We start from the raw sequence: 18,499 nt of genomic DNA, 5'->3' as shown, positions 1-18,499 counted from the left end.
ACGTGGACGCTCGCCTGAAATCCGCCGTCCTCTGGGGTGCCGTCGGCACGATGACGTTCCTCGTGCTCGTCCAGGGGTACGCCCTCGCCGTCGAGCCGCTGGTGTCGCTGCCTCGAGCGGGACTGGTCGCACTGGTGGTCGGCGTCGGGACTGCGGCGGTGGCGTACCGCCTCGAGTCCCGGGTAGCGCGGTGGGCGGCGGAGCGGGTCGTTGACGACGGCGCGGACGGGAAGCGGAAGTGACGCCCGTCGTCTCCTTACGTAACAGTTAAACGACCCACCCGGCTATGCTCGAGTGAGCCAGGATGGCCGAACGGTAAGGCGCACGCCTGGAAAGCGTGTTCCCTTTCGGGATTCAGGGTTCAAATCCCTGTCCTGGCGTTTCTCGCGTACAACCCCCGCGAGCGGCACGTAGCGACGCGAGCGACCGTGACGCGAGAAACGCGAACGAAGGGATTTGAATCAGGGAGGTCGCGCACAGCGAGCGAAGCGAGCGAGCACGTCCGACCGCGGTTCAAATCCCTGTCTTGGCGTTTTCGTGATTCCACGTCCTGTGAACGGCGCGTAGCGACGTGAGCAATCCGAAATCACGAAACGACGTAATCAGAGTTTGAACGTGAGAAGTCGGAGCCCGCACAGCGAGCGAAGCGAGCGAGCAGGACCGTCTACGCGTGGTTCAAATCCCTGTCCCGGCGTCTATTGTCGCGAGCAACTCGCGAGTGGCGGGATCGATTGCGTCGAGCCTTACCGCTTACCCTTCGAGCGCGTCCACTCGAGCATGACCGGCTATCGCGCCCACCATCTAGCGTTCGAACGCACGGCGAACCGAGGAGTCGAGACTCGAGGTGGGGTCTGATGGAACGAAAGAGAGGGAGAGAGACGACTGACTCAGTCCCCCAGCTCTCGGAGCTTCTTTTGCACCTGCGTGTAGACTTTCGGGTGCAGGTTCATTCCCTCGTTCACGAGGTCGTACAGGACGTCGGTTGCCTCCTCCGCCGTCAAATCTCCGTCGCTTGTACAGCTGAGCAATAGCGTCGTCACCCACCAGCACTCGACGCCGTGGCTTCGGGCAACCTCGAGCAGCCCTTTGTCGTTAGCGAGAAGGACCTCCTCATCAGCCGCTGCCAGCAAGATCACTGACGCGTCGGCCACTGCAATTCCTTCCATCGACGCCACGTCGTCGGCTGCGTCTGGCGTTCCGTGAACGGCGACGTCCGCCAGAAACTCGTCGAGCGTCGCAGTACCCCGCTTCCCTTCGGTGAGGACTTCCGCCCGAACCGCTTCCGTCGTTCGAATATCATCGAATGCGGTCGAGACGAGGTCGAGTCGTCCGACCCATGCGAGCGGAATCAGTGCGGAGGAATCGACGACGACCATTAGATGCGATCGAGGTCCCGTTCGAGGTCGTCCGTCGTGTACCCGACGTCGATCCCCTCTTCAGAAGCGAGGGTCAACATCTCGACGTACGAGACGTCTGCCAGCTCTGCTGCCTTCCGCAGCGTAATGCGGTGGTCACGGAGCCGGTCGAGTGCCCGCTCTTTGCGCCAGTCTTCGAGGCCCTGTCGAATCAGCCGGCGAAGCACCTCCGACCGATCAGCACTCAGCTCCGTCTCGAGTTCGGCGAGGGCCTCCTCGTCGTCCTCCGGGATGCGCGTAGTGACCGTTTTCATCGTTACGATTAACCACGTTACGATACGCAATAGATGTAACGGCGAGCGGTCTCCTGCTTCGAGTACTGAATTGTTTCGAGGTCGAGCCTCGGGGATTCTCCGTCAGTCCCGAAAAATGAACGCATTAGGTGAGACCCTCGAGGCGAAAATCGACGGGCAGAACGAGTTAGATGTCTCAAGATCATTCGAACTCGTCGGTTTCGTGACTGGGCGAGTGCGGAACGCTCGCTACGTTCGCAGGCGCCTTGTTCATGCTCAGTGATAAGACGCTTGTGAGAGCCCGACGACCGGATCGATACTATCCGATGTACCTTTCCGAGTCGGGGGCGTCTCATTTCGTATGAACGCAAATCCGCCGACCGTTCCGACACGGAACGTGACACGAATTTCAGTGACGCACCTATGACACGACGCGACGACTACTACAACCGCGCGAAACAGCAGGGCTACCGCTCGAGAGCCGCGTACAAGCTCAAACAGCTCGACGACCTCGAGTCGCTGATCGAGGGCGGCGACACCGTGGTCGACCTCGGGGCGGCCCCCGGCGGCTGGCTCCAGGTCGCCGCCGAGAAAGTCGGCCCCCGCGGGCGAGTCATCGGCGTCGACCTCCAGCGAATCAAGGATCTCGAGGATCCCGAACTCGCCGACCGCACGGAGACGCTCCGGGGGGACATGACCCAGGAGAAGACCCTGAAGCGAGTCCTCGACGCCGCGGACGGCCCCGTCGACTGCGTCGTCTCGGACATGGCGCCGAACATGTCCGGGGAGTACTCCCTAGATCAGGCGCGCTCGCTCTACCTCGCCCGGATGGCCTTCGAGACGGCCCTCGAGTTGCTCGACACGGGCAGCAACTTCGCGGTGAAGGTGTTCGAGGGACCGGACGTCGACGCCCTCCGGGCGGATATCGAGGACGAGTTCCAGTACGTCAGGGCGACCAGTCCCGACGCCTCCCGACAGTCTTCCTCCGAGATTTACCTCCTCGCCAAGGGACGCCTGACCGCCCCCGTGGAGGTAGGCGAGGAACTCGAGGTCGAGATTATCGACACGGGCTCGGAGGGCGACGGTATCGCGTCGGTGGAGGGCTATCGGCTGTTCGTCGCCGGGACCGAGGAGGGAGAGACCGTCCGGGTTCGCGTCGAGGACGTGAAGCCGAACTTTGGGTTTGCCGAACTGCTCGAGTAGACCTCTTTTACCGCATCCGAGAAAATAGCGTTGCTACCGTGCCGAAGCTATTTACTAACGGTAATTTAACCAGTATTATGGGTCGATCCGTGCTTCTATTTGTCGTAATTCTGGTTGCGGTTTCGGGATGCCTTGGCGGTATTTCACCGTCGAACGGCGGAGGCGAATCCGATCCGTCGGACGAAGTTTGCTATACGGATACTACGAAAGGAGATCCAACGCCGACGTATTGCCGGATTGATGATAAACCGCCGGACCTGTTGGTCGAAAATCGACACGATCGCGCACACGACGTGACCGTCCAGGTCGTCAAGAACTCGAGCGTGATCTACTCTGAGAATATTTCGATCGCCGCTTCTTCCGATCACCCTACTCGTCACGTTTTGGAGGACGTGATACAGTCACCTGGTGAATACACGATTCGAGGAACCGTCGATTCTGAAGCGAACGATGAGTACGTCGAATCGCTCGAGGAGAGGTACGTAGAAACGGCCGGTGAGCAGTGGGTTGTCAGAATTACCGAAGACGGCAACGTAGTGGTCGATCGGATTCGATCACGGTGACGTCCCCCGACTCTATCGTCCGGTGGAAGTCTCGATGGCCGTCTCGAGCCTACTTCTGGACGCCAACGAGGTCGAACGGCGAGCCGTTCTCGTTGTTCGCGGCCTGTTCGTAGACGACGTGAGCGGCCGCGACGTCCTGGATCGCGAGGCCGGTCGAGTCGAAGACGGTGACGCCGGTGTCGGCGTCGCGGCCGGTCTTCTCGCCGACGACGATCTGGCCGATCTCGCCGTAGATGTCGTCGTCGGTGAGGACGCCCTCGTTGTAGGGGACGTTGATCTCGCCGGAGTGGGTGCACTGCTTGTGGTCGTCGATGACGATACGGGCGCCCCGGAGGAGATCGTCGGCCAGTTCGTGCTTGCCTTCGGCGTCGGCCCCCATCGCGTTGATGTGGGTATGCTCGCCGACGTCGTCGGGACCGACGATGGGCGTCTCGACGGGCGTCACCGTCGAGAGCACGTCGCAGTGGCCGGCCTCGCTGATCGATCCCTCGCGCACGTCGAACTCGTCGCCGTAGGTGTCGATAAATCGCCGGACGCGCTCGTCGTCCAGGTCGCTGACGACGACCTCCTCGATGGGGCGAATCTGGGCAATGGCGTCGAGCTGGGTGTACGACTGGACGCCGGCGCCGACGATGCCAAGGCTCGTGGCGTCCTCGACGGCCAGGTAGTCCGTCGCGACGGCGGCCGCCGCGCCGGTGCGTTTCATCGTGAGTTCGGTGCCGTCCATCACCGCGAGCGGGAACGCGGTTTCGGGGTCGGAGTAGATCATCGTCCCCATCACGGTCGGCAGGTCGTGGTCGCCGGGATTGTCGGGGTGGACGTTGACCCACTTCAGCCCGGCGGCGTCCCAGTCCCCAGCGTCGAGGTAGGCGGGCATCGACCGGAAGTCCCCGTTGTACTGCGGGAGGTCGATGTAGGACTTCGCCGGCATCTGTGCGTCCCCGCGCTCGTAGGCGGCGAAGGCGTCCTCGACCGCACCGATGACGTCCGCCATCATCGCGTTCTCGTCGACGTCCTCGCTGTCCAGCAGGAGCGTTTGCATACCCGCGAATTTTGCGGGCCCGTACTTAATACATGAGAATTCCTCGTGTCTTCGTCGCCTCGTCTCTTCGTCGCCTCGTCTCTTGGCCTCCACTCGAGGTCGCAGTCCTCGACTCGACAGCGACCCGAACGCAGGCCTTAACCCGCCAGCAATCCAACCCAGGTACATGACCGACCGAGAGGAGGAGTCAGATCGCAGGCACCGATTTTCGGAGGGTGCCGGCTTCGACGAATCCTACGAGGAGTTCGACCTCGATCCGCCCGAACTCGACGTCGATCCCTCGCGGGTCGACCCGATCGACTCGCGGGCGCTCGCCGACATGCTCGACGAGCGCCAGATCGGGGCCGAGGACGTCGACGCCCAGGAACTGATCGACGTCGGCCTCAGTTATACGCAGATCAACCGCTACGAGCAGGCCACCGAAGCCTTCGAGCGCGCCGCCCGGTTCACCGACGACCCCGCCACGGAACAGGAGGCCTGGGTCAACAAGGGAGTCGCCCACGCCGAACTCGAGGAGTACGACGAGGCCATCGGCGCCCACCGCGAGGCGCTCCGCATCGCCCGCGAAGCGGAGGAGGAGGCCGGCGAGTACGATCGCTCCTCGCCCGAACACACCGCGACCGCCCACACCAATCTCGCCTACGCCCTATGGGAGTTCGGCGAGACGGCCGAAGCACTCGACCACGCCGAGCGGGCCGTCGAGGTCGACGACCGCTTCGCCGAGGGCTGGTACAACCGGGCGTTCTTCCTGGCCGACCGGGGCCTCACCGAGGACGCGCTCCACTCCATCGACAACGCGATCAGGCTGGGGCTCCGGAACGCACCGGTTCTCGAGGAGAAAGCCCGGATTCTCGAGGAGCTAGGCGAGGACGAGCAGGCCGAGGCGCTCGCCGAGGAGGCGAACGAGCTGCGCGAGCAGGCCGAACAGCAACTGGTCGAAGAGCGCGAGCAGATGCGTGAGTGATCGTGACGTCGATGAACTCAGAAGCGGACGACGACCTCGTATCGGACGAAGACGCGCTCGAGAGGAGCGTCGACTCGAACGTGGACGCCGAGATTGAGGCCAGTGAGGACGTCGGCGAAGTGAACGCGGACGCCAATGCTTCGGCTGGCGAGAACGACGACGAGGTGGACACGGATACCGGCGCTGGGGTTGGTGAGGACACCGACGATGGCCCGATGTTACTCGTCGAGCGCCAGACGCCCAAAGGCCTGCTCGTCTCGGTCTGTGATCGGAACGTCCTCGGCGAATCCTTCGAGGCCGCGGACGGTCGCGCCTCCATCACCGTCACCGAGGACTTCTACGGCGAGGGGGCCGACGCGGTCGACGAGGAGGCGGTCGTCGACAGCCTCTCGCGGGCGAGCGTCGCCAACCTGGTCGGTGAGGAAACCGTGTCGGTGGCGATCGACGCCGGGTTCGTCGAGGCCGAGCACGTCCTCGAGCTCGAGGGGACGCGCCACGCGCAGTTCTTGCGGATGTAAGTACTGCAGAAGGTGGATGTGAGCGCTACAGAAGCTAACATCTCGCAACCGCCGCCTTACTCGTGGGCCGCCGAGTTGTCCCGCGGCTCGTACCCCAGCACCTCGCGAGCGCGCTCGAGCGAGTAGTACTTACGGTCGTTGTCGGAGATGCCGTAGACGATCTCGTAACCGTAGTCGGCCTCGATCGTCCGGTCGAAGAGGTGGGCGCAGTCCCGGTAGGAGAGCCACATCGCCTGCCCGCGCTCGTAATCGACGGGCGGGTGGTCCTTCGTGAGGTTCCCGATTCGGACGCAACACACCGAGAGGCCGTACTCGTCGTGGTAGTACCGGCCAAGGGTCTCCCCGGCGGCCTTCGAGACGCCGTAGAGGTTGCCGGGGCGGGGGAGTTCCGTCCCGTCGAGGCGGAACTCGTCGTGGACGCGGTAGAGGTCCGGGGTTCGCTCGTCGGTCTCGAAGGCACCGACGGCGTGGTTCGAGGAGGCGAAGACGACCTTCTCGACGCCGGCGCCGACGGCGGCCTCGAGGACCGTCTGGGTACCGTCGATGTTGTTTCGCAACACGCTGTCCCACGGGGCCTCCGGACGCGGGTCGCCCGCGAGGTGGATGACGACGTCGACGTCCTCCATGGCCTCGCGGACGGCCGTCTCGTCGACGATGTCGGCGACGACGCACTCGTGGTCCGCCGCGTACTCGCCGGTCAGTGGCTCGCGGTCGAGCAGCCGCCAGTAGTAGTCGTCGGCGAGGCGGTCGAGGATCGCGGTCCCGACGCGGCCTCCAGCCCCCGTGAGCAGGACTGACTGTTCCATTCGTTCGGGTGGTAGGGCAGGGGTGATAAGAAACGTGCGGTTCGTGATTCGGGGTCGTGATTCCGATTCCGATTCCGATTCCGGTTCGTGGTTCGAGATTCGTTATTTCTGGCTACCCTCGCGGCCGGCTCGAGGCCAACCCCGAGAGCGCTCACTCATCGCCGCCGAATGCGAAACCGGTCACCGTCCAGAGCCTCGAGCACGCCAGGCTCTCGCAGACTGACGACTCGACCAGTCGGCGTTGTCTCGAGTTCGGCGCGCACGTCGACGGCCCCGAGCGTTCCGAGCAACTGGGCCGAGGGTGGTTTCTGTGCCGCCCCGCAGTCGTAAATCGTGAGCAAGCCGCGTTCGCCGGAGCCCCGCTCGTAGACGACGAGGTGGGCGTGGTTCGGCAGGTGCCAGCGGTTCTCGGCGCCGCTGGCGGGAGCGAGGTGGTTCATACGCGTCACTTTTCGCTCGCCAGTGATAGACTTCCCGACGTCCGCTCGACGTGGGACTCGAGCACGAACCCGAGTGTCCGCTCGCGGTCGATCGGCGCTTGAGCGTCGAACCAGGCCTACTATAGTTTGTATAGTGTGATCGAGAGAGTAGTATTCTGTACGGGCGTCGCACCTAGCTCTCGATCGCTTTGCCGACGCCACCTCGATTACTCCGGGACCGATTCCACGCCAGCGGCGGCCCGCTCGTCCTCGAGCAGCGGCGTTCCGTCGGCCTTCGGTCCCAGTCGCGGCCCGAAGGGCGGATCGTTGGGGTCGATCACGCGCCGCGTTTCGTAGTCAGTCGAGCGCTCGACCGGCACGCGACCGATCGAGGTGACGAGGTCGACGTAATCCTCGAAGGATCGGAACTCGCCATGTTCGCCCCCAGCGCGGGTCGTGATCTCCTCGGAGAGGATCGTCCCCATGAAGTCGTCGGCGCCGCAGGCGAGCATCTTCAGGCCGCCCTCGTCGCCGTACTTGACCCACGAGGACTGAACGTGGTCGATGTTGTCGAGAAAGAGCCGCGAGACGGCGATCAGCAGTTCGTCCTCGTCCTGGCTGGCCCCGCCCGAGACGACGCCGTGTTCGTACAGCGGCGTATTCTGGTGGACGAACGAGAGGGGGACGAACTCGGTGATGGCCCCGTCGACGCGCTCCTGGAGGTCGCGAACTTCCTTCAGGTGCATCGCGCGGTGGGCCTCGTTCTCGACGTGGCCGTACATGATCGTCGCCGTCAGACCGAGACCGACGTTCGCGGCGGCTTCCATAGCCTCGAGCCAGTCGTCGGTCCGAATCTTTCCGGGGCAAATGACGTCCCGCACTTCGTCGACGAGGATCTCGGCAGCGGTTCCCGGCACCGTATCCAGCCCGGCGTCCTGCAGTCGGCCGTACACCTCCTCGTAGGACCAGTCGGTTCCCCGCCGGGCGTGGTATCCCTCCTCGGGGGTCATCGAGTGGACGTGAACGCCGTCGACGCTCATCGCCTCGAGCTGGTCGGCGTAGGTGCCAGGATCGGTTTCATACGCGGTGGGCGGTTTGTAGTTGACCGCCTTCGGGTCCGGGTGGGCCTCGAGGATTTCGAGGTGCTCGTCGTCGAGGGCGAACGCGGGGTGGAGTCCCGAGACCGAGGTCACCTCATAGATTCCGCGCTCGACGGCGTCGGCGACGATCTCGCGCGATTCGGCGGGTGTCTTGGTGAACCCGGCCGTCTCGGGGCCGTCGTAGTCGCGCTCGAACGTGTGGGCGGCGTCCTTGAAGTTACAGAAGAGACAGCCGACGTTGCACGCGGTCGTGACGTTGTTGTTTAGGTTGGCGACGAACGTGACCTCGTCACCGATGACGTCCTGGCGACGGTGGTCGGCCGCCTCGAGCACCCGCTCCTTGCGCTGGCGGTCGATCCCCTCGCGGTCGGTCCCCGTCGTGAGCAACTCGACGGCGTCGTCGACCGAGAGCCGCGTCCCGTTCCGTGCCTTCTCGAGGGCGTTCTCGAACGACTGGTCGGTCTCGGGAACGTGCTCGAAGGCGAGGTCGGCGTCGGTGACGGGGGGTTCCATTGTCGGTACGATGGACGCAGAGCAGGAAAAACGTGGTGAAAGTGGCCGATTCCGCTGTCCACTGGCTTTCACTTCGGCTGCCCCGTCGACACGACTCGAGAGGCCTGCCAACGCTTTTTGGGACCGTCACGTATAGACTGGATGTGAATCCGAACGAGCCCCTCGCGAGACCAGCGGAGACGGCGGAGGCCCGGTGATGGACGCGACGACGCACGTCGGCGTCGACGTCGGCGGCACGTTCACCGACGTCGTCCTGGCGACCGAGGACGGCCTAACGACCGCGAAGGTCCCCTCGACGGCCGACCAGAGCGAAGGCGTCCTCGAGGGAATTGAGAAGGCCTGTGAGAAGGCGGCGCTTCCGCCCGAGTCCGTCGAGACGTTCACCCACGCGATGACAGTTTCGGTGAACGCGCTCCTCGAGGGCGACGGCGCGACGACCGCACTGATCACGACGGAGGGCTTTCGCGACGTCCTCGAGATCGGTCGCCAGGACCGCCCGTCGCTGTATGACCTCTCGGTCGAGCGGGTCGACCCGCTCGTCCCCCGCCGTCGGCGGTTCGAACTCGAGGAACGGGCGACGACCGAGGGTATCGTCGATTCGGTCGCCCTCGAGGACGTGGACGATCTGGTCGACCGCCTCGCCGGGGCGGCCGAGAGCGAGGTCGAGAGCGTGGCCGTTTCGTTCCTCCACGCGTACGCGGATCCCGCGAACGAGGCCGTCGTCGCGGACCGACTGCAGGAGCGACTCGAGGTGCCCGTCTCGGCCTCCCACGAGGTGCTCCCCGCCTTCCGGGAGTACGAACGGACCTCGACGACGGTCGCGAACGCCTACGTCCGCCCGGCGATCGACGCCTACCTCGGACGGCTCGTCGAACGCGCTCGAGACGCTGGACTCCCGGAACCGCGCGTGATGCAGTCCAACGGCGGCATCGCGGACCTCGACGCCGTCCGCGAACGGGCGGTGACGACGGTACTCTCGGGGCCGGCCGCGGGCGTCGTCGGGGCGGCCGCGACCGCCGAGGCCGCCGTCGCGGACGCGGGCCTCGAGGGACTCGTCACCTTCGACATGGGCGGCACCTCGAGCGACGTGAGCCTCGTCCGCGATGGCGAGGTCTCCCGAACCACGTCAGCCGAGATCGCCGGCCACCCCATCGCGACGCCGATGGTCGACGTGACGACCGTCGGCTCCGGCGGCGGCTCGATCGCGTGGATCGACGCCGGCGGCGCCCTTCGGGTGGGTCCCAAGTCGGCGGGCGCCGACCCCGGTCCGGCGTGTTACGGTCGCGGGGGGACCGACCCGACCGTCACCGACGCGGCCGTCGTCCTCGGCTACCTCGGCCAAGACGCAACCCTCGGCGGCGAAGTCACCCTCGACGTCGATGCCGCCCAGAACGCGCTCGAGGAATTGGCGAAGAAGGCGGGCCTCGAGTCCGCCCGCGAAGCCGCCGCCGGGGTCTACCGCGTCGCGAACGCGACGATGACTCGCGCCATCCGATCGGTGACCGTCGAGCGCGGCCACGACCCCCGCGAGTTCGGCCTCGTGGCCTTCGGCGGCGCCGGACCGATGCACGCCGCCGCCGTGGCAGACCGACTCGGAATGGATCGCGTCGTGATCCCCCTCGCCGGCGGGGTGCTCTCGGCGTACGGACTGCTCGACGCCGACGAGAAACACGACCGGGTACGAACCCACCGGACGCCGCTCGAGACGGCCGAGCGCGATGTCCTGGAGGGAATCTACGCCGAACTGACGGCCGACGCGCTCACGAACGTCGAGTCCGGTAGCGACCCCGTCGTCGAACGACGCGCCGACCTCCGATACGCCGGCCAGAGCTTCGAACTCGAGGTGCGCGTCGACGACCCGGTCGACATCGCGACCGTCCGCGAGCGCTTCGACGCGGCCCACGAACGCGCCTACGGTTACCGGATGGACGAACCGATCGAGCTGGTCACGCTCGGGGTGACGGTCCGCGAACCACGCGAGGCGCCGTCGATACGGTACGAGGCTAGGGGCGATGGGCGGGGAAAAGGACGGGACGAGAGAGACGACGAGGACGCACTCGGATCCCGAACAGTCTTCTTCGACGGTGAGCGCCGCGGGGCGGCGGTTCTAGCCAGAGACGCCGTCGCACCCGGAACGACCGTCGAGGGGCCAGCCATCCTCAAGGACGAAGAGAGCACGACGGTCGTTCCCCCGGGGTGGTCCGGTTCGATGGGCGACGACGGCGAACTCGTCCTGGAGCGTGGGCGGACGAACGCCCCCGGCCAGAAATCCAGACGGATGAACGAGCGCGGCCAGAAAACCGGGACCAACGGAGGTGAGCGCCCGTGACCCTCGACGCCGTCTCCCTCGAGGTGCTCCGGAACCGTCTCGAGGGCATCGCCGAGGAGATGGGCCACGTGTTGATCCACGGGGCCTACTCCCCGAACATCAAGGAGCGGCGGGACTGCTCGACGGCGCTGTTCGACGCCGAGGGGAAGATGGTCGCCCAGGCCGAGCACATCCCGGTCCACCTCGGGGCGATGCCGGAGGCGGTGCAGGCGGTTCGAAAGCGTGACCCCGAACCCGGCGAGGCGTACGTCCTGAACGATCCGTTCACCGGGGGAACCCACCTCCCGGACGTGACGATCGTCGCCCCGATCGACGTCGACGGGGAAGTCCTGGGCTACGGGGTCACGCGAGCCCACCACGGCGACGTCGGCGGGATGAGCCCGGGAAGCATGCCCGCGGGGGCGACCGAGATCTACCAGGAGGGGCTGCGATTGCCGCCGACGCGGCTCGTCGTCGACGGCGAGATCGATTCAAACGTGCTGGAACTCGTGCTCGCGAACGTCCGCAACCCCGCCGAACGTCGGGCGGACCTCCGTGCCCAGCTCGCTGCGACCGACCGGGCCCGCGATCGGGTGCGCGAACTCGTCGCCGAACGCGGGCGGGCAAGCCTTCAGGCGGCCTTCGACGGCGTCATCGAGTATTCGCGAGACCGCATCGAGGCCGAACTCGAGGCGATTCCCGACGGCACCTACCGGGGACGCGACTGGCTCGAGGGCGACGGCGTCGAGGAGTCGACGATTCCGCTCGAGGTTGCGGTCACGGTCGACGGGACGACGGTGGACGTCGACTTCGCGGGGACGGCCGCCCAGGTGGCCGGCAACATGAACGCGCCGCTGGCGGTCGCCAGGAGTGCGGTGTACTTCGTCCTCAGGGCCGTGACGGATCCGGACATTCCGCCGAACGACGGCTGCTACCAGCCGGTGACCGTGCGTGCGCCAGCGGGATCCGTTCTGAACCCCAACCGGCCAGCGGCCGTCGTCGGCGGCAACGTCGAGACGAGCCAGCGGGTGACGGACGTGGTACTCTCGGCGTTCGCCGAGGCCGTCCCCGAGCGCGTGCCCGCCCAGAGCCAGGGCACGATGAACAACCTGATTATCGGAAGCCGGGGTGCCGACGGCTTCACCTACTACGAGACCATTGGCGGCGGGTTCGGTGCCCGCCCCGACCGCGACGGCGTCGACGGCGTCCAGGTCGGCATGACGAACACCCTGAACACGCCGATCGAAGCCCTCGAGGCGGCCTACCCGATGCGCGTCGAGCGCTACGCCTTCCGGGCGGGGAGCGGCGGCGACGGGCGATATCGTGGCGGCCTCGGCCTCGAGCGCTCGATTTCCGTCGAGGCTGACGCGACGGTCTCCCTGCTCACAGAGCGACGGCGGTTCGCCCCCCGGGGCACGAGCGGCGGCGCGGACGGCGCAACCGGCGAGAACCGGATCGACGGGACGGTCGTTCCCGCGAAGACGACGGTCGACGTCGAGGCGGGCACCACCGTCACCGTCGAGACGCCCGGCGGTGGCGGGTACGGCGACCCGAGCGAGCGCGACTCGAGTGCGCGCGAACGCGACGCCCTCGACGGGAAGTCGGTCGCCAGGAAGTCGGCGAGATCGGGAGAGCCAGGAACGCAAGGGAGTCGAGAGTAGCCGAGGCGGCCCACATCGACGACGAAAACCGATATGGAAGCCGAAACTCGAACCGATACTGAAACCTTTTAGGCGCCCGTACTGGCATCTCGAGTATGCACGGCGGCCCAGTGGCTCCCTCCGGACCCACGCACGCATTCGCGACGACGGCACCGACGAGCACCCGGGAATCCAACCCGACGAACCGGCCCACGGTTCGGGGGTGGCTCGCGTGACGAGCGTCAAGGAGTTCCGCATCGACGAGGAAGCGACCGCCGACGAACTGGGGTCGGGCGCGTTCGTCTTCACCGACGACTACTCCGTTTTCGACTGGGGGAAGATGCCCGATCAGATCCCCGACAAGGGCGCGAGCCTCTGTACGATGGGCGCGTACAACTTCGAACTGCTGCAGGACGCCGGCGTCCCGACGCACTACCAGGGCGTCGTCGAGGATGGGTCGGTGGTCCCACTCGAGACGGCCACTCGTCCGCCGTTCGAGATGGCGATCGACCTCACCCAGGTCCCCGACCTGCCTCACGAGGGCCGTACCTACGACTACGACGCCTACCACGCCACGGCCGGTGAGAACTACCTGATCCCCCTCGAGATCGTCTTCCGAAACGAGGTGCCGATCGGCTCGAGTCTTCGCCGACGAACCGATCCCGAGGACCACGGCCTCGAGTTCGACGCCTGGCCCGAGGGCGCGGTCGACCTCGAGACGCCGATCGTCGAGTTCTCCACGAAGTACGAGGAGGGCGACCGCTACCTCTCCCGGGAGGAGGCCGACGCCATCGCCGGGAAAGCGGACATCGAGGCCCTCGAGGCGGTCGCCCGCGAAGTCAATCACGCCATCACCGAACAGGCCGAGCAGGCCGGGCTCGTCCACCAGGACGGCAAGATCGAGTGTCTCTACTACCGGGGCGAGATTCGCGTCGCGGACGTCGTCGGCACGTTCGACGAGAACCGCTTCAGCTACGAGGGCGTCCAGCTCTCGAAGGAAGTCATCCGCCAGCACCACAAGCGAACCCAGCCCGACTGGGTCGACGCCGTCACCGACGCGAAAGAACGTGCCAGGGCCGAAGACGTCGCGGACTGGAAGTCCCTCTGTGAACGGGAGCCCCAGCCGCTCGACGAGGACGTGATCGACATCGCTCGAGCGATCTACTGCGCCGGGACGAACGCCTACGTCGGCCGCGAAATCTTCGAAGCGCCGTCGCTGTCGGCGGCGATCGGGGCCGTCCAGCGGCTGTAGACCTGGTTGAGGCTTCTAACGGCTGTAGGACCGCGCTCGACGCCCTCCAGTAGCGTAGGCCGAACCAGCGCTGTCCAGCAGTCGGAGGCCCCAATCGGACTGGAGGGGCCCTCGAGTCGATCTCCCACGCTCTTTGACACCACCCCACAATCACAATTATTAACGAAGATTTCCGGACAAAGTAACGCTCATATGGGTCGATTCCGTACGATCGATCGATACCTATCACCATGTTGGCCTTCCTGTCCGCCGATCCGACGACCGCAATCGCCATCGTCGCGAGCATCGCCCTCGTCTTGCTCGTGTCCATCGTCACGTTCTTCGCGCTGGCCCCGACCATCTCCCCGACGTGGGCCGAGCGACTCGACGCCGGCTCGAACGCGGGTTCGTTCGAACACGAACCGCAACACGGCGACTGATCGACGACGAACGACCGTTTTTCGTTATTACCGCACTCGGCTCGAGTTCACCAACTCTCGCTCGAGTGCGCGTCACTTTTCACTCGTGACCCCCTCGCTCGTGGTATGACCGAGACACGCGAGGCGTTTCTCGCCGGCGAACGACCGGAGGACGTGGCGCTCTTTCTCGCCGATTCGTACGTCTCCGACGACCGACTCGCCGAGTACGGTGATCCCGTCGAGGGTGGCGTCCTGATCGTGGTCGACGGCGAACGCGGTCGAAACGCGTTCAAAGCGGCGACCGGCACCGGGGCGATGGAGTTCGCCAGGCTGGCGATGGAACACGAGGGAATCATCGACGACGATCTCGCTGGTGGGACCTGCCCGGACGAACCCGAGGGTAAGGAGGGCGACCACGACGCCCAGTTCGTCTTCGCGTTCGCCGAAGAACAGAACGAGGAAGTCGGCGGCATCTACGCCGAGGGCGACGTCGTCCACGCCTACGCCCAGTGTACGTGCGGGACGGCGTACTCCGACCGCTGGGCGGTCCAGGACTGAGGCGGGGCATGACTCGCCGTCAGAACGAGCACAGGTACTCGAATCTACCGACACCTCGACTCGAAGAGGCGGACGCAACGTTTTCCGTCCGGCCGACGTAGGCGCACCCATGAGCGTCGATTCGCCGTACGAAACCGACACCGGAACCGGCTTCTCGAGCAGAGAACTGCAGGTCATCGGTGGAGCCTCGATTCTGATGGCGATCAACGTCGCGCTGATGTACGCCGTCGTCCTCACCCCGCTCCAGGCGGCCAACGCGTACCTCTTCCAGTTCCCCATCGTCGGCGTCCTCGTCTACGGGGCCGCGATCACGGGCGGCGAAATCGTCGCCGAGCGCGGCGTCACGGGAGGGAACCTCGGCATCGCCTTCGTCGGCATGGTGATCTTGCAACTCGCCTTCGGCGTCTTCGGCGCCGGCGTGCTGGGATTCGTGCCTCGAGCCCAGCAACCGCAGATCCTCGCCGTCACGGCGGTCGTCGTCGCCGTCGTGACCGCCGTGATCGCCACCTACGTCTACGCCCGCTCGAAGACGTTCGAGTCCTGGGGTCGCTTCGCCACGTACGCCTTCATCGGCGGCGTGGTGGCCATCCTGATCGGGACGTTCGTCGAACCCGTCTTACTGGCCGGCTTCGTCCTGATCTTCCTCGGCTTCTTGCTCCGACTCGGCTACGAGATCTGGCAGGTCCGGGACAAACGCAACGCCTCGGTCGCTCTCCAGACCATCGGCGTCTACATCGCCGTGGCCGGGGTCTTCGTCCACGTGCTCCAGCTCGTGATTCGACTCCTGGCCTCGAGGGGGTAATGGACGATCATCGTCCGTGCCCAGAGATCGCCACCGATCGTTTCTCTCGCGTACCGATCGGGGCCGATGCGCTACCGAAGGCCGAGCGACCGCCACTCGTCGGACGCGTCTGACGGGCGACTGACTGACCTTTTTGACGGGGTGTGTGGTAGCAGGAGACCCAATGGCTGTCACGTTCCGTGAGCTCGAAGCGGACGGGTCGAAAGCAGGTGACGATGAGCCGGCGAGAGGGACCGAGACCAGAACTGAAACTGAAACCGAAACCAGCCTCGACATCGACGCGGCGTACATGCGCCAGTGTATCGACGGCGGCGCGTCGGCCGATCAGGCCACCGACCGGGAGGAACTCGACGAACGCACCCTCCGACAGCAGGTCGCAGTTCTCGAGCGCCTGGTGCGCGCCGAACGACGGCGAAACCAGGCCGTGATCGACCACTACGAGCGGGTACTCGAGGAGCGGGAAGCGGGCGGCGAGCGAGCGGTCCGGGAGTCTGAAACGGAGACGAAGGCGGTAACGGAGACGGAGTCACTACTCGAGCGCGTGCTCTCGAGACTCGGGTGAAACCGACAGTTAGAGAGGCAACGACAGCGGCCGGTACCGCTACGAGTCGAACTCGAGTCCCGTGATTTCGAACCGGGCACCGCCGTCCTCGCCGTCGGCAACCCGGATCGACCAGTCGTGGCCGGTGACGATCTGTTCGACGATGTAGAGGCCGTATCCGGTGCCGTCGACCGATCCGGTGTACCCGAGGTCGAACACCTCGTCCTTTCGGCTGTCGGGAATCCCCGGACCATTGTCCTCGACGGCGAAGCCCTGGGGGATTCGCTCGACCCTGATTCGACCGCCTCCTGCCGTTCGCTCGAGACCGTGCTCCACGGCGTTTTCGTGAGCGTTAGCGAGCGAATGGTTCGTGGAGCCGTGTTCCACGGAATTTCGAAACAGATTCTCGAGGGCTTCCTGGACGCGCTCCGAATCGCCGTACGTCACCCCCTTGAGCTCGTTCTCCAGGACGGCATCGTCAGTCGGGACGTTTCGCCAGGCTCGATCCACGACGGTGGCGAGCTCGACCGGTTCGACGGAGTCGACTATCCGACCGTGACGGGCGAGTTCGAGCATCTCGCCGGTGAGCCGTCCCATTCGGTCGAGGGCGTGTTCGATCTCGTCGGCGTGATTGGGGTCGCCGCTGTCGCGATAGGCCTCGAGGTAGCCTCGCGCGGTGCTCATCGGGTTTCGGAGGTCGTGGCTGACGATGCTCGCGAACTGCTCGAGTCGTTCGTTCTGGGACTGCAGTCGGGCCTCGCGTTCGGCTCGATCGAGCGCGACCTCGACGTTTGCTGCGAGGATCTGCGCGAGGTCGACGCTGAACGGCTCGAGCGTTCCGCTTGTCGTTTCGAAACCCAGCACGCCGTGAGAACCGAGCGGGAGTACCGCGACGACGGCACCGTCCTTGAGGGTGGTTTCGACCCCGTCGGCGTCGAGATACCGCGCCCCGTCCTCGAGCACGGATCGATCGAACGCGTCGCCGTAGCGGTCGAAAACAGCTCGATCGTCGTGGGCCGGTTCGAGGCGGCCGTCCTCGAAGAGCGCGATACAGATCCGCGGTAAATCGGGAATGTCCTCGGCGATGGCGGCGGCGACGTGGGCGACGTCGGCGAAGTTCGTGGCCGAAACGAGGTCGCGACTCGCCTCGTGGAGGACGTCGAGCAGCTGTTCCTGTCGCTGTTGTTCGGTGACGTCCCGGGTGCTCCCCAGGACGCCGATGGTCTCGCCGTCGTCGTACCTGGCGGCTTTGCTCGTGCTCACCCAGCGGTCGCGACCCTGTCGATCGACGTAGTGTTCGATCTTGTTGATGATCGGCTCGCCGGTTTCCATGATCCGGCGCTCCTCGGCGAAGAGCTCCTCGGCCACCTCGGGCTGGAGGAGTTCGAAGTCTGTCAGGCCGATCATCTGCTCGCGCGTGAGTCCGTACTCGTCGGCGGCGACACGACTCGCGTCGACGATTCGGTGGCGGTCATCCTTGAGGAATACCTGGTGAGGGAGATACTCGAGCAGCGACTCGAGTCGGCGGGCGGGCGATTGGGGCGGCGGTCCGTCGCCCGCCGCAGCGCGGAGCCGTCGCTCGAGCAGGGGCGGGCTGTCGGCGCCGGGGCAGATGACGTCGGCGGCGCCGGCGGTAATCGACGCGGTGACGGGCTCGAGTTCGTGAACGAGCGAGTAGACGACGACCGGGGTTGACTCATCGATCCGGTCGAGTACCGCCTCGAGCTGGGCGACGCCGTCGACGTCGCTGGCGTGGCAGACGACGATGCAGTCGGCTGGCCCCCTATCCGTGTTCGTGTTCCCGTCCGCGTCCGTATCCGTATCTACGTGCCTCCCATCGGTGTCCGCGTCCACGTCCACGTCAGCGCCCGCGAGGTCCTCTGGCCGGTCGACGACGGTCACGTCGATGATGGAACAGTCTCGACGGAGCATTTTCGCGAGCGCCTCGAGCGAGCCGTTCGGGCTCACGAGGGTGACGTCGATGTGGGGTCGCGTTCGTTCCATACTGGTCTGTCGCTCGTGGTAAAACTAGATTGTACGTTCATCACTCGGCGACAGTCAAAACCCTATTGGCCCGTTCAGATTTCGCCGTCGGCCACCAGATCATCGAAACGCTCTTTGTCGATTCGTTCGGAGAGTAAGTATGGCGTTCGCTCTCGAGTGGCGGTGGCGCGTGCGGTTCTCGAGAGCGGACAGTGCTGTCGTCGGTCGCATCGATTGAACC

Annotated in this window: 19 protein-coding genes and 1 tRNA gene; 13 read left to right on the top strand and 7 right to left on the bottom strand. The window is 65.6% G+C overall.

All coding sequences use genetic code 11. The features are described from left to right. The first annotated feature begins 2 nt into the window (after nucleotides 1–2). Both J1N60_RS05095 and J1N60_RS05090 read left to right on the top strand, forming a co-directional pair. Nucleotides 3–242, top strand: coding sequence for a DUF7981 family protein (locus J1N60_RS05095; RefSeq protein WP_312912538.1), 240 nt, complete (start codon nucleotides 3–5; stop codon nucleotides 240–242). A 56-nt stretch (nucleotides 243–298) separates the two neighbouring features. Next, a tRNA-Ser gene (locus tag J1N60_RS05090) sits at nucleotides 299–380 on the top strand. Nucleotides 381–887: 507 nt separating this feature from the next. On the opposite strand, the gene J1N60_RS05085 is transcribed toward J1N60_RS05090, so the two are convergent. Beyond that, on the bottom strand, nucleotides 888–1,376 hold the full coding sequence (locus J1N60_RS05085; RefSeq protein WP_312911219.1) for a PIN domain-containing protein: 489 nt from the start codon (nucleotides 1,374–1,376) through the stop codon (nucleotides 888–890). After that, nucleotides 1,376–1,669, bottom strand: a complete 294-nt coding sequence (locus J1N60_RS05080) for a UPF0175 family protein (RefSeq protein ID WP_312911217.1) — start codon at nucleotides 1,667–1,669, stop codon at nucleotides 1,376–1,378. The genes J1N60_RS05085 and J1N60_RS05080 overlap by 1 nt, the downstream gene beginning before the upstream one ends. 402 nt (nucleotides 1,670–2,071) lie before the next feature. Here J1N60_RS05080 and J1N60_RS05075 point away from each other — a divergent pair, with 402 nt between their 5' ends. Together J1N60_RS05075 and J1N60_RS05070 are read left to right on the top strand one after the other, a co-directional pair. Continuing rightward, complete coding sequence (locus tag J1N60_RS05075) at nucleotides 2,072–2,851, top strand: RlmE family RNA methyltransferase (RefSeq protein WP_312911216.1); 780 nt, start codon at nucleotides 2,072–2,074, stop codon at nucleotides 2,849–2,851. 77 nt (nucleotides 2,852–2,928) lie between these two features. Beyond that, nucleotides 2,929–3,414: a hypothetical protein gene (locus J1N60_RS05070; protein ID WP_312911214.1), complete on the top strand. Its 486-nt coding sequence runs from the start codon at nucleotides 2,929–2,931 to the stop codon at nucleotides 3,412–3,414. Nucleotides 3,415–3,463: 49 nt separating this feature from the next. Here the strand turns inward: J1N60_RS05070 and J1N60_RS05065 are convergent, their stop codons facing one another. Continuing rightward, nucleotides 3,464–4,456, bottom strand: coding sequence for an ornithine cyclodeaminase family protein (locus J1N60_RS05065; protein WP_312911212.1), 993 nt, complete (start codon nucleotides 4,454–4,456; stop codon nucleotides 3,464–3,466). 166 nt (nucleotides 4,457–4,622) lie between these two features. Here J1N60_RS05065 and J1N60_RS05060 point away from each other — a divergent pair, with 166 nt between their 5' ends. Continuing rightward, a complete protein-coding gene (locus J1N60_RS05060; protein WP_312911211.1) occupies nucleotides 4,623–5,420 on the top strand; it encodes a tetratricopeptide repeat protein in 798 nt (265 codons plus the stop codon). Between the two features lie 215 nt (nucleotides 5,421–5,635). After that, nucleotides 5,636–5,938, top strand: a complete 303-nt coding sequence (locus J1N60_RS05055; RefSeq protein ID WP_312912537.1) for a DUF424 domain-containing protein — start codon at nucleotides 5,636–5,638, stop codon at nucleotides 5,936–5,938. A gap of 56 nt (nucleotides 5,939–5,994) precedes the next feature. Here the strand turns inward: J1N60_RS05055 and azf are convergent, their stop codons facing one another. The 3 genes from azf to cofH form a co-directional block, all read right to left on the bottom strand. Continuing rightward, complete coding sequence (gene azf, locus J1N60_RS05050; RefSeq protein WP_312911210.1) at nucleotides 5,995–6,744, bottom strand: NAD-dependent glucose-6-phosphate dehydrogenase Azf; 750 nt, start codon at nucleotides 6,742–6,744, stop codon at nucleotides 5,995–5,997. Nucleotides 6,745–6,899: 155 nt separating this feature from the next. Then, on the bottom strand, nucleotides 6,900–7,184 hold the full coding sequence (locus tag J1N60_RS05045; RefSeq protein WP_312911209.1) for a hypothetical protein: 285 nt from the start codon (nucleotides 7,182–7,184) through the stop codon (nucleotides 6,900–6,902). A gap of 206 nt (nucleotides 7,185–7,390) precedes the next feature. After that, entirely contained in the window at nucleotides 7,391–8,776 is a 1,386-nt protein-coding gene (gene cofH / locus J1N60_RS05040) for a 7,8-didemethyl-8-hydroxy-5-deazariboflavin synthase subunit CofH (RefSeq protein WP_312911207.1), read from the bottom strand. Nucleotides 8,777–8,972: 196 nt separating this feature from the next. Here cofH and J1N60_RS05035 point away from each other — a divergent pair, with 196 nt between their 5' ends. The 7 genes from J1N60_RS05035 (at nucleotide 8,973) to J1N60_RS05005 (ending at nucleotide 16,296) form a co-directional block, all read left to right on the top strand. Next, a complete protein-coding gene (locus J1N60_RS05035) occupies nucleotides 8,973–11,105 on the top strand; it encodes a hydantoinase/oxoprolinase family protein (RefSeq protein ID WP_312911206.1) in 2,133 nt (710 codons plus the stop codon). Then, entirely contained in the window at nucleotides 11,102–12,745 is a 1,644-nt protein-coding gene (locus J1N60_RS05030; protein ID WP_312911205.1) for a hydantoinase B/oxoprolinase family protein, read from the top strand. Before J1N60_RS05035 ends, J1N60_RS05030 begins: the two co-directional genes overlap by 4 nt. A 211-nt stretch (nucleotides 12,746–12,956) precedes the next feature. Beyond that, on the top strand, nucleotides 12,957–13,976 hold the full coding sequence (locus J1N60_RS05025; RefSeq protein ID WP_312911204.1) for a phosphoribosylaminoimidazolesuccinocarboxamide synthase: 1,020 nt from the start codon (nucleotides 12,957–12,959) through the stop codon (nucleotides 13,974–13,976). Nucleotides 13,977–14,206: 230 nt separating this feature from the next. After that, nucleotides 14,207–14,395 carry a hypothetical protein gene (locus tag J1N60_RS05020; protein WP_312911203.1) on the top strand — a complete coding sequence of 63 codons (189 nt, stop codon included), beginning with the start codon at nucleotides 14,207–14,209 and terminating at the stop codon, nucleotides 14,393–14,395. A gap of 105 nt (nucleotides 14,396–14,500) precedes the next feature. Next, entirely contained in the window at nucleotides 14,501–14,932 is a 432-nt protein-coding gene (locus tag J1N60_RS05015; protein ID WP_312911202.1) for a DUF5807 family protein, read from the top strand. Nucleotides 14,933–15,041: 109 nt separating this feature from the next. After that, nucleotides 15,042–15,734 carry a hypothetical protein gene (locus J1N60_RS05010; RefSeq protein ID WP_312911201.1) on the top strand — a complete coding sequence of 231 codons (693 nt, stop codon included), beginning with the start codon at nucleotides 15,042–15,044 and terminating at the stop codon, nucleotides 15,732–15,734. 163 nt (nucleotides 15,735–15,897) lie between these two features. Then, nucleotides 15,898–16,296 (top strand): hypothetical protein, encoded by a 399-nt coding sequence (locus tag J1N60_RS05005; protein ID WP_312911199.1) that lies wholly within the window; start codon nucleotides 15,898–15,900, stop codon nucleotides 16,294–16,296. 39 nt (nucleotides 16,297–16,335) lie between these two features. Here the strand turns inward: J1N60_RS05005 and J1N60_RS05000 are convergent, their stop codons facing one another. Then, the gene (locus tag J1N60_RS05000) at nucleotides 16,336–18,279 is read right to left on the bottom strand and encodes a PAS domain-containing sensor histidine kinase (RefSeq protein ID WP_312911198.1); all 1,944 of its coding nucleotides are present in this window, start codon (nucleotides 18,277–18,279) and stop codon (nucleotides 16,336–16,338) included. Nucleotides 18,280–18,499: the final 220 nt, after the last annotated feature.

It is taken from the genome of Natronosalvus caseinilyticus (assembly GCF_017357105.1).
Taxonomy (GTDB): Archaea; Halobacteriota; Halobacteria; order Halobacteriales; family Natrialbaceae; genus Natronosalvus; species Natronosalvus caseinilyticus.
The sequence above is the reverse complement of the archived record's forward strand: the minus strand, read 5'-3'. Positions and strand labels throughout refer to the sequence as shown.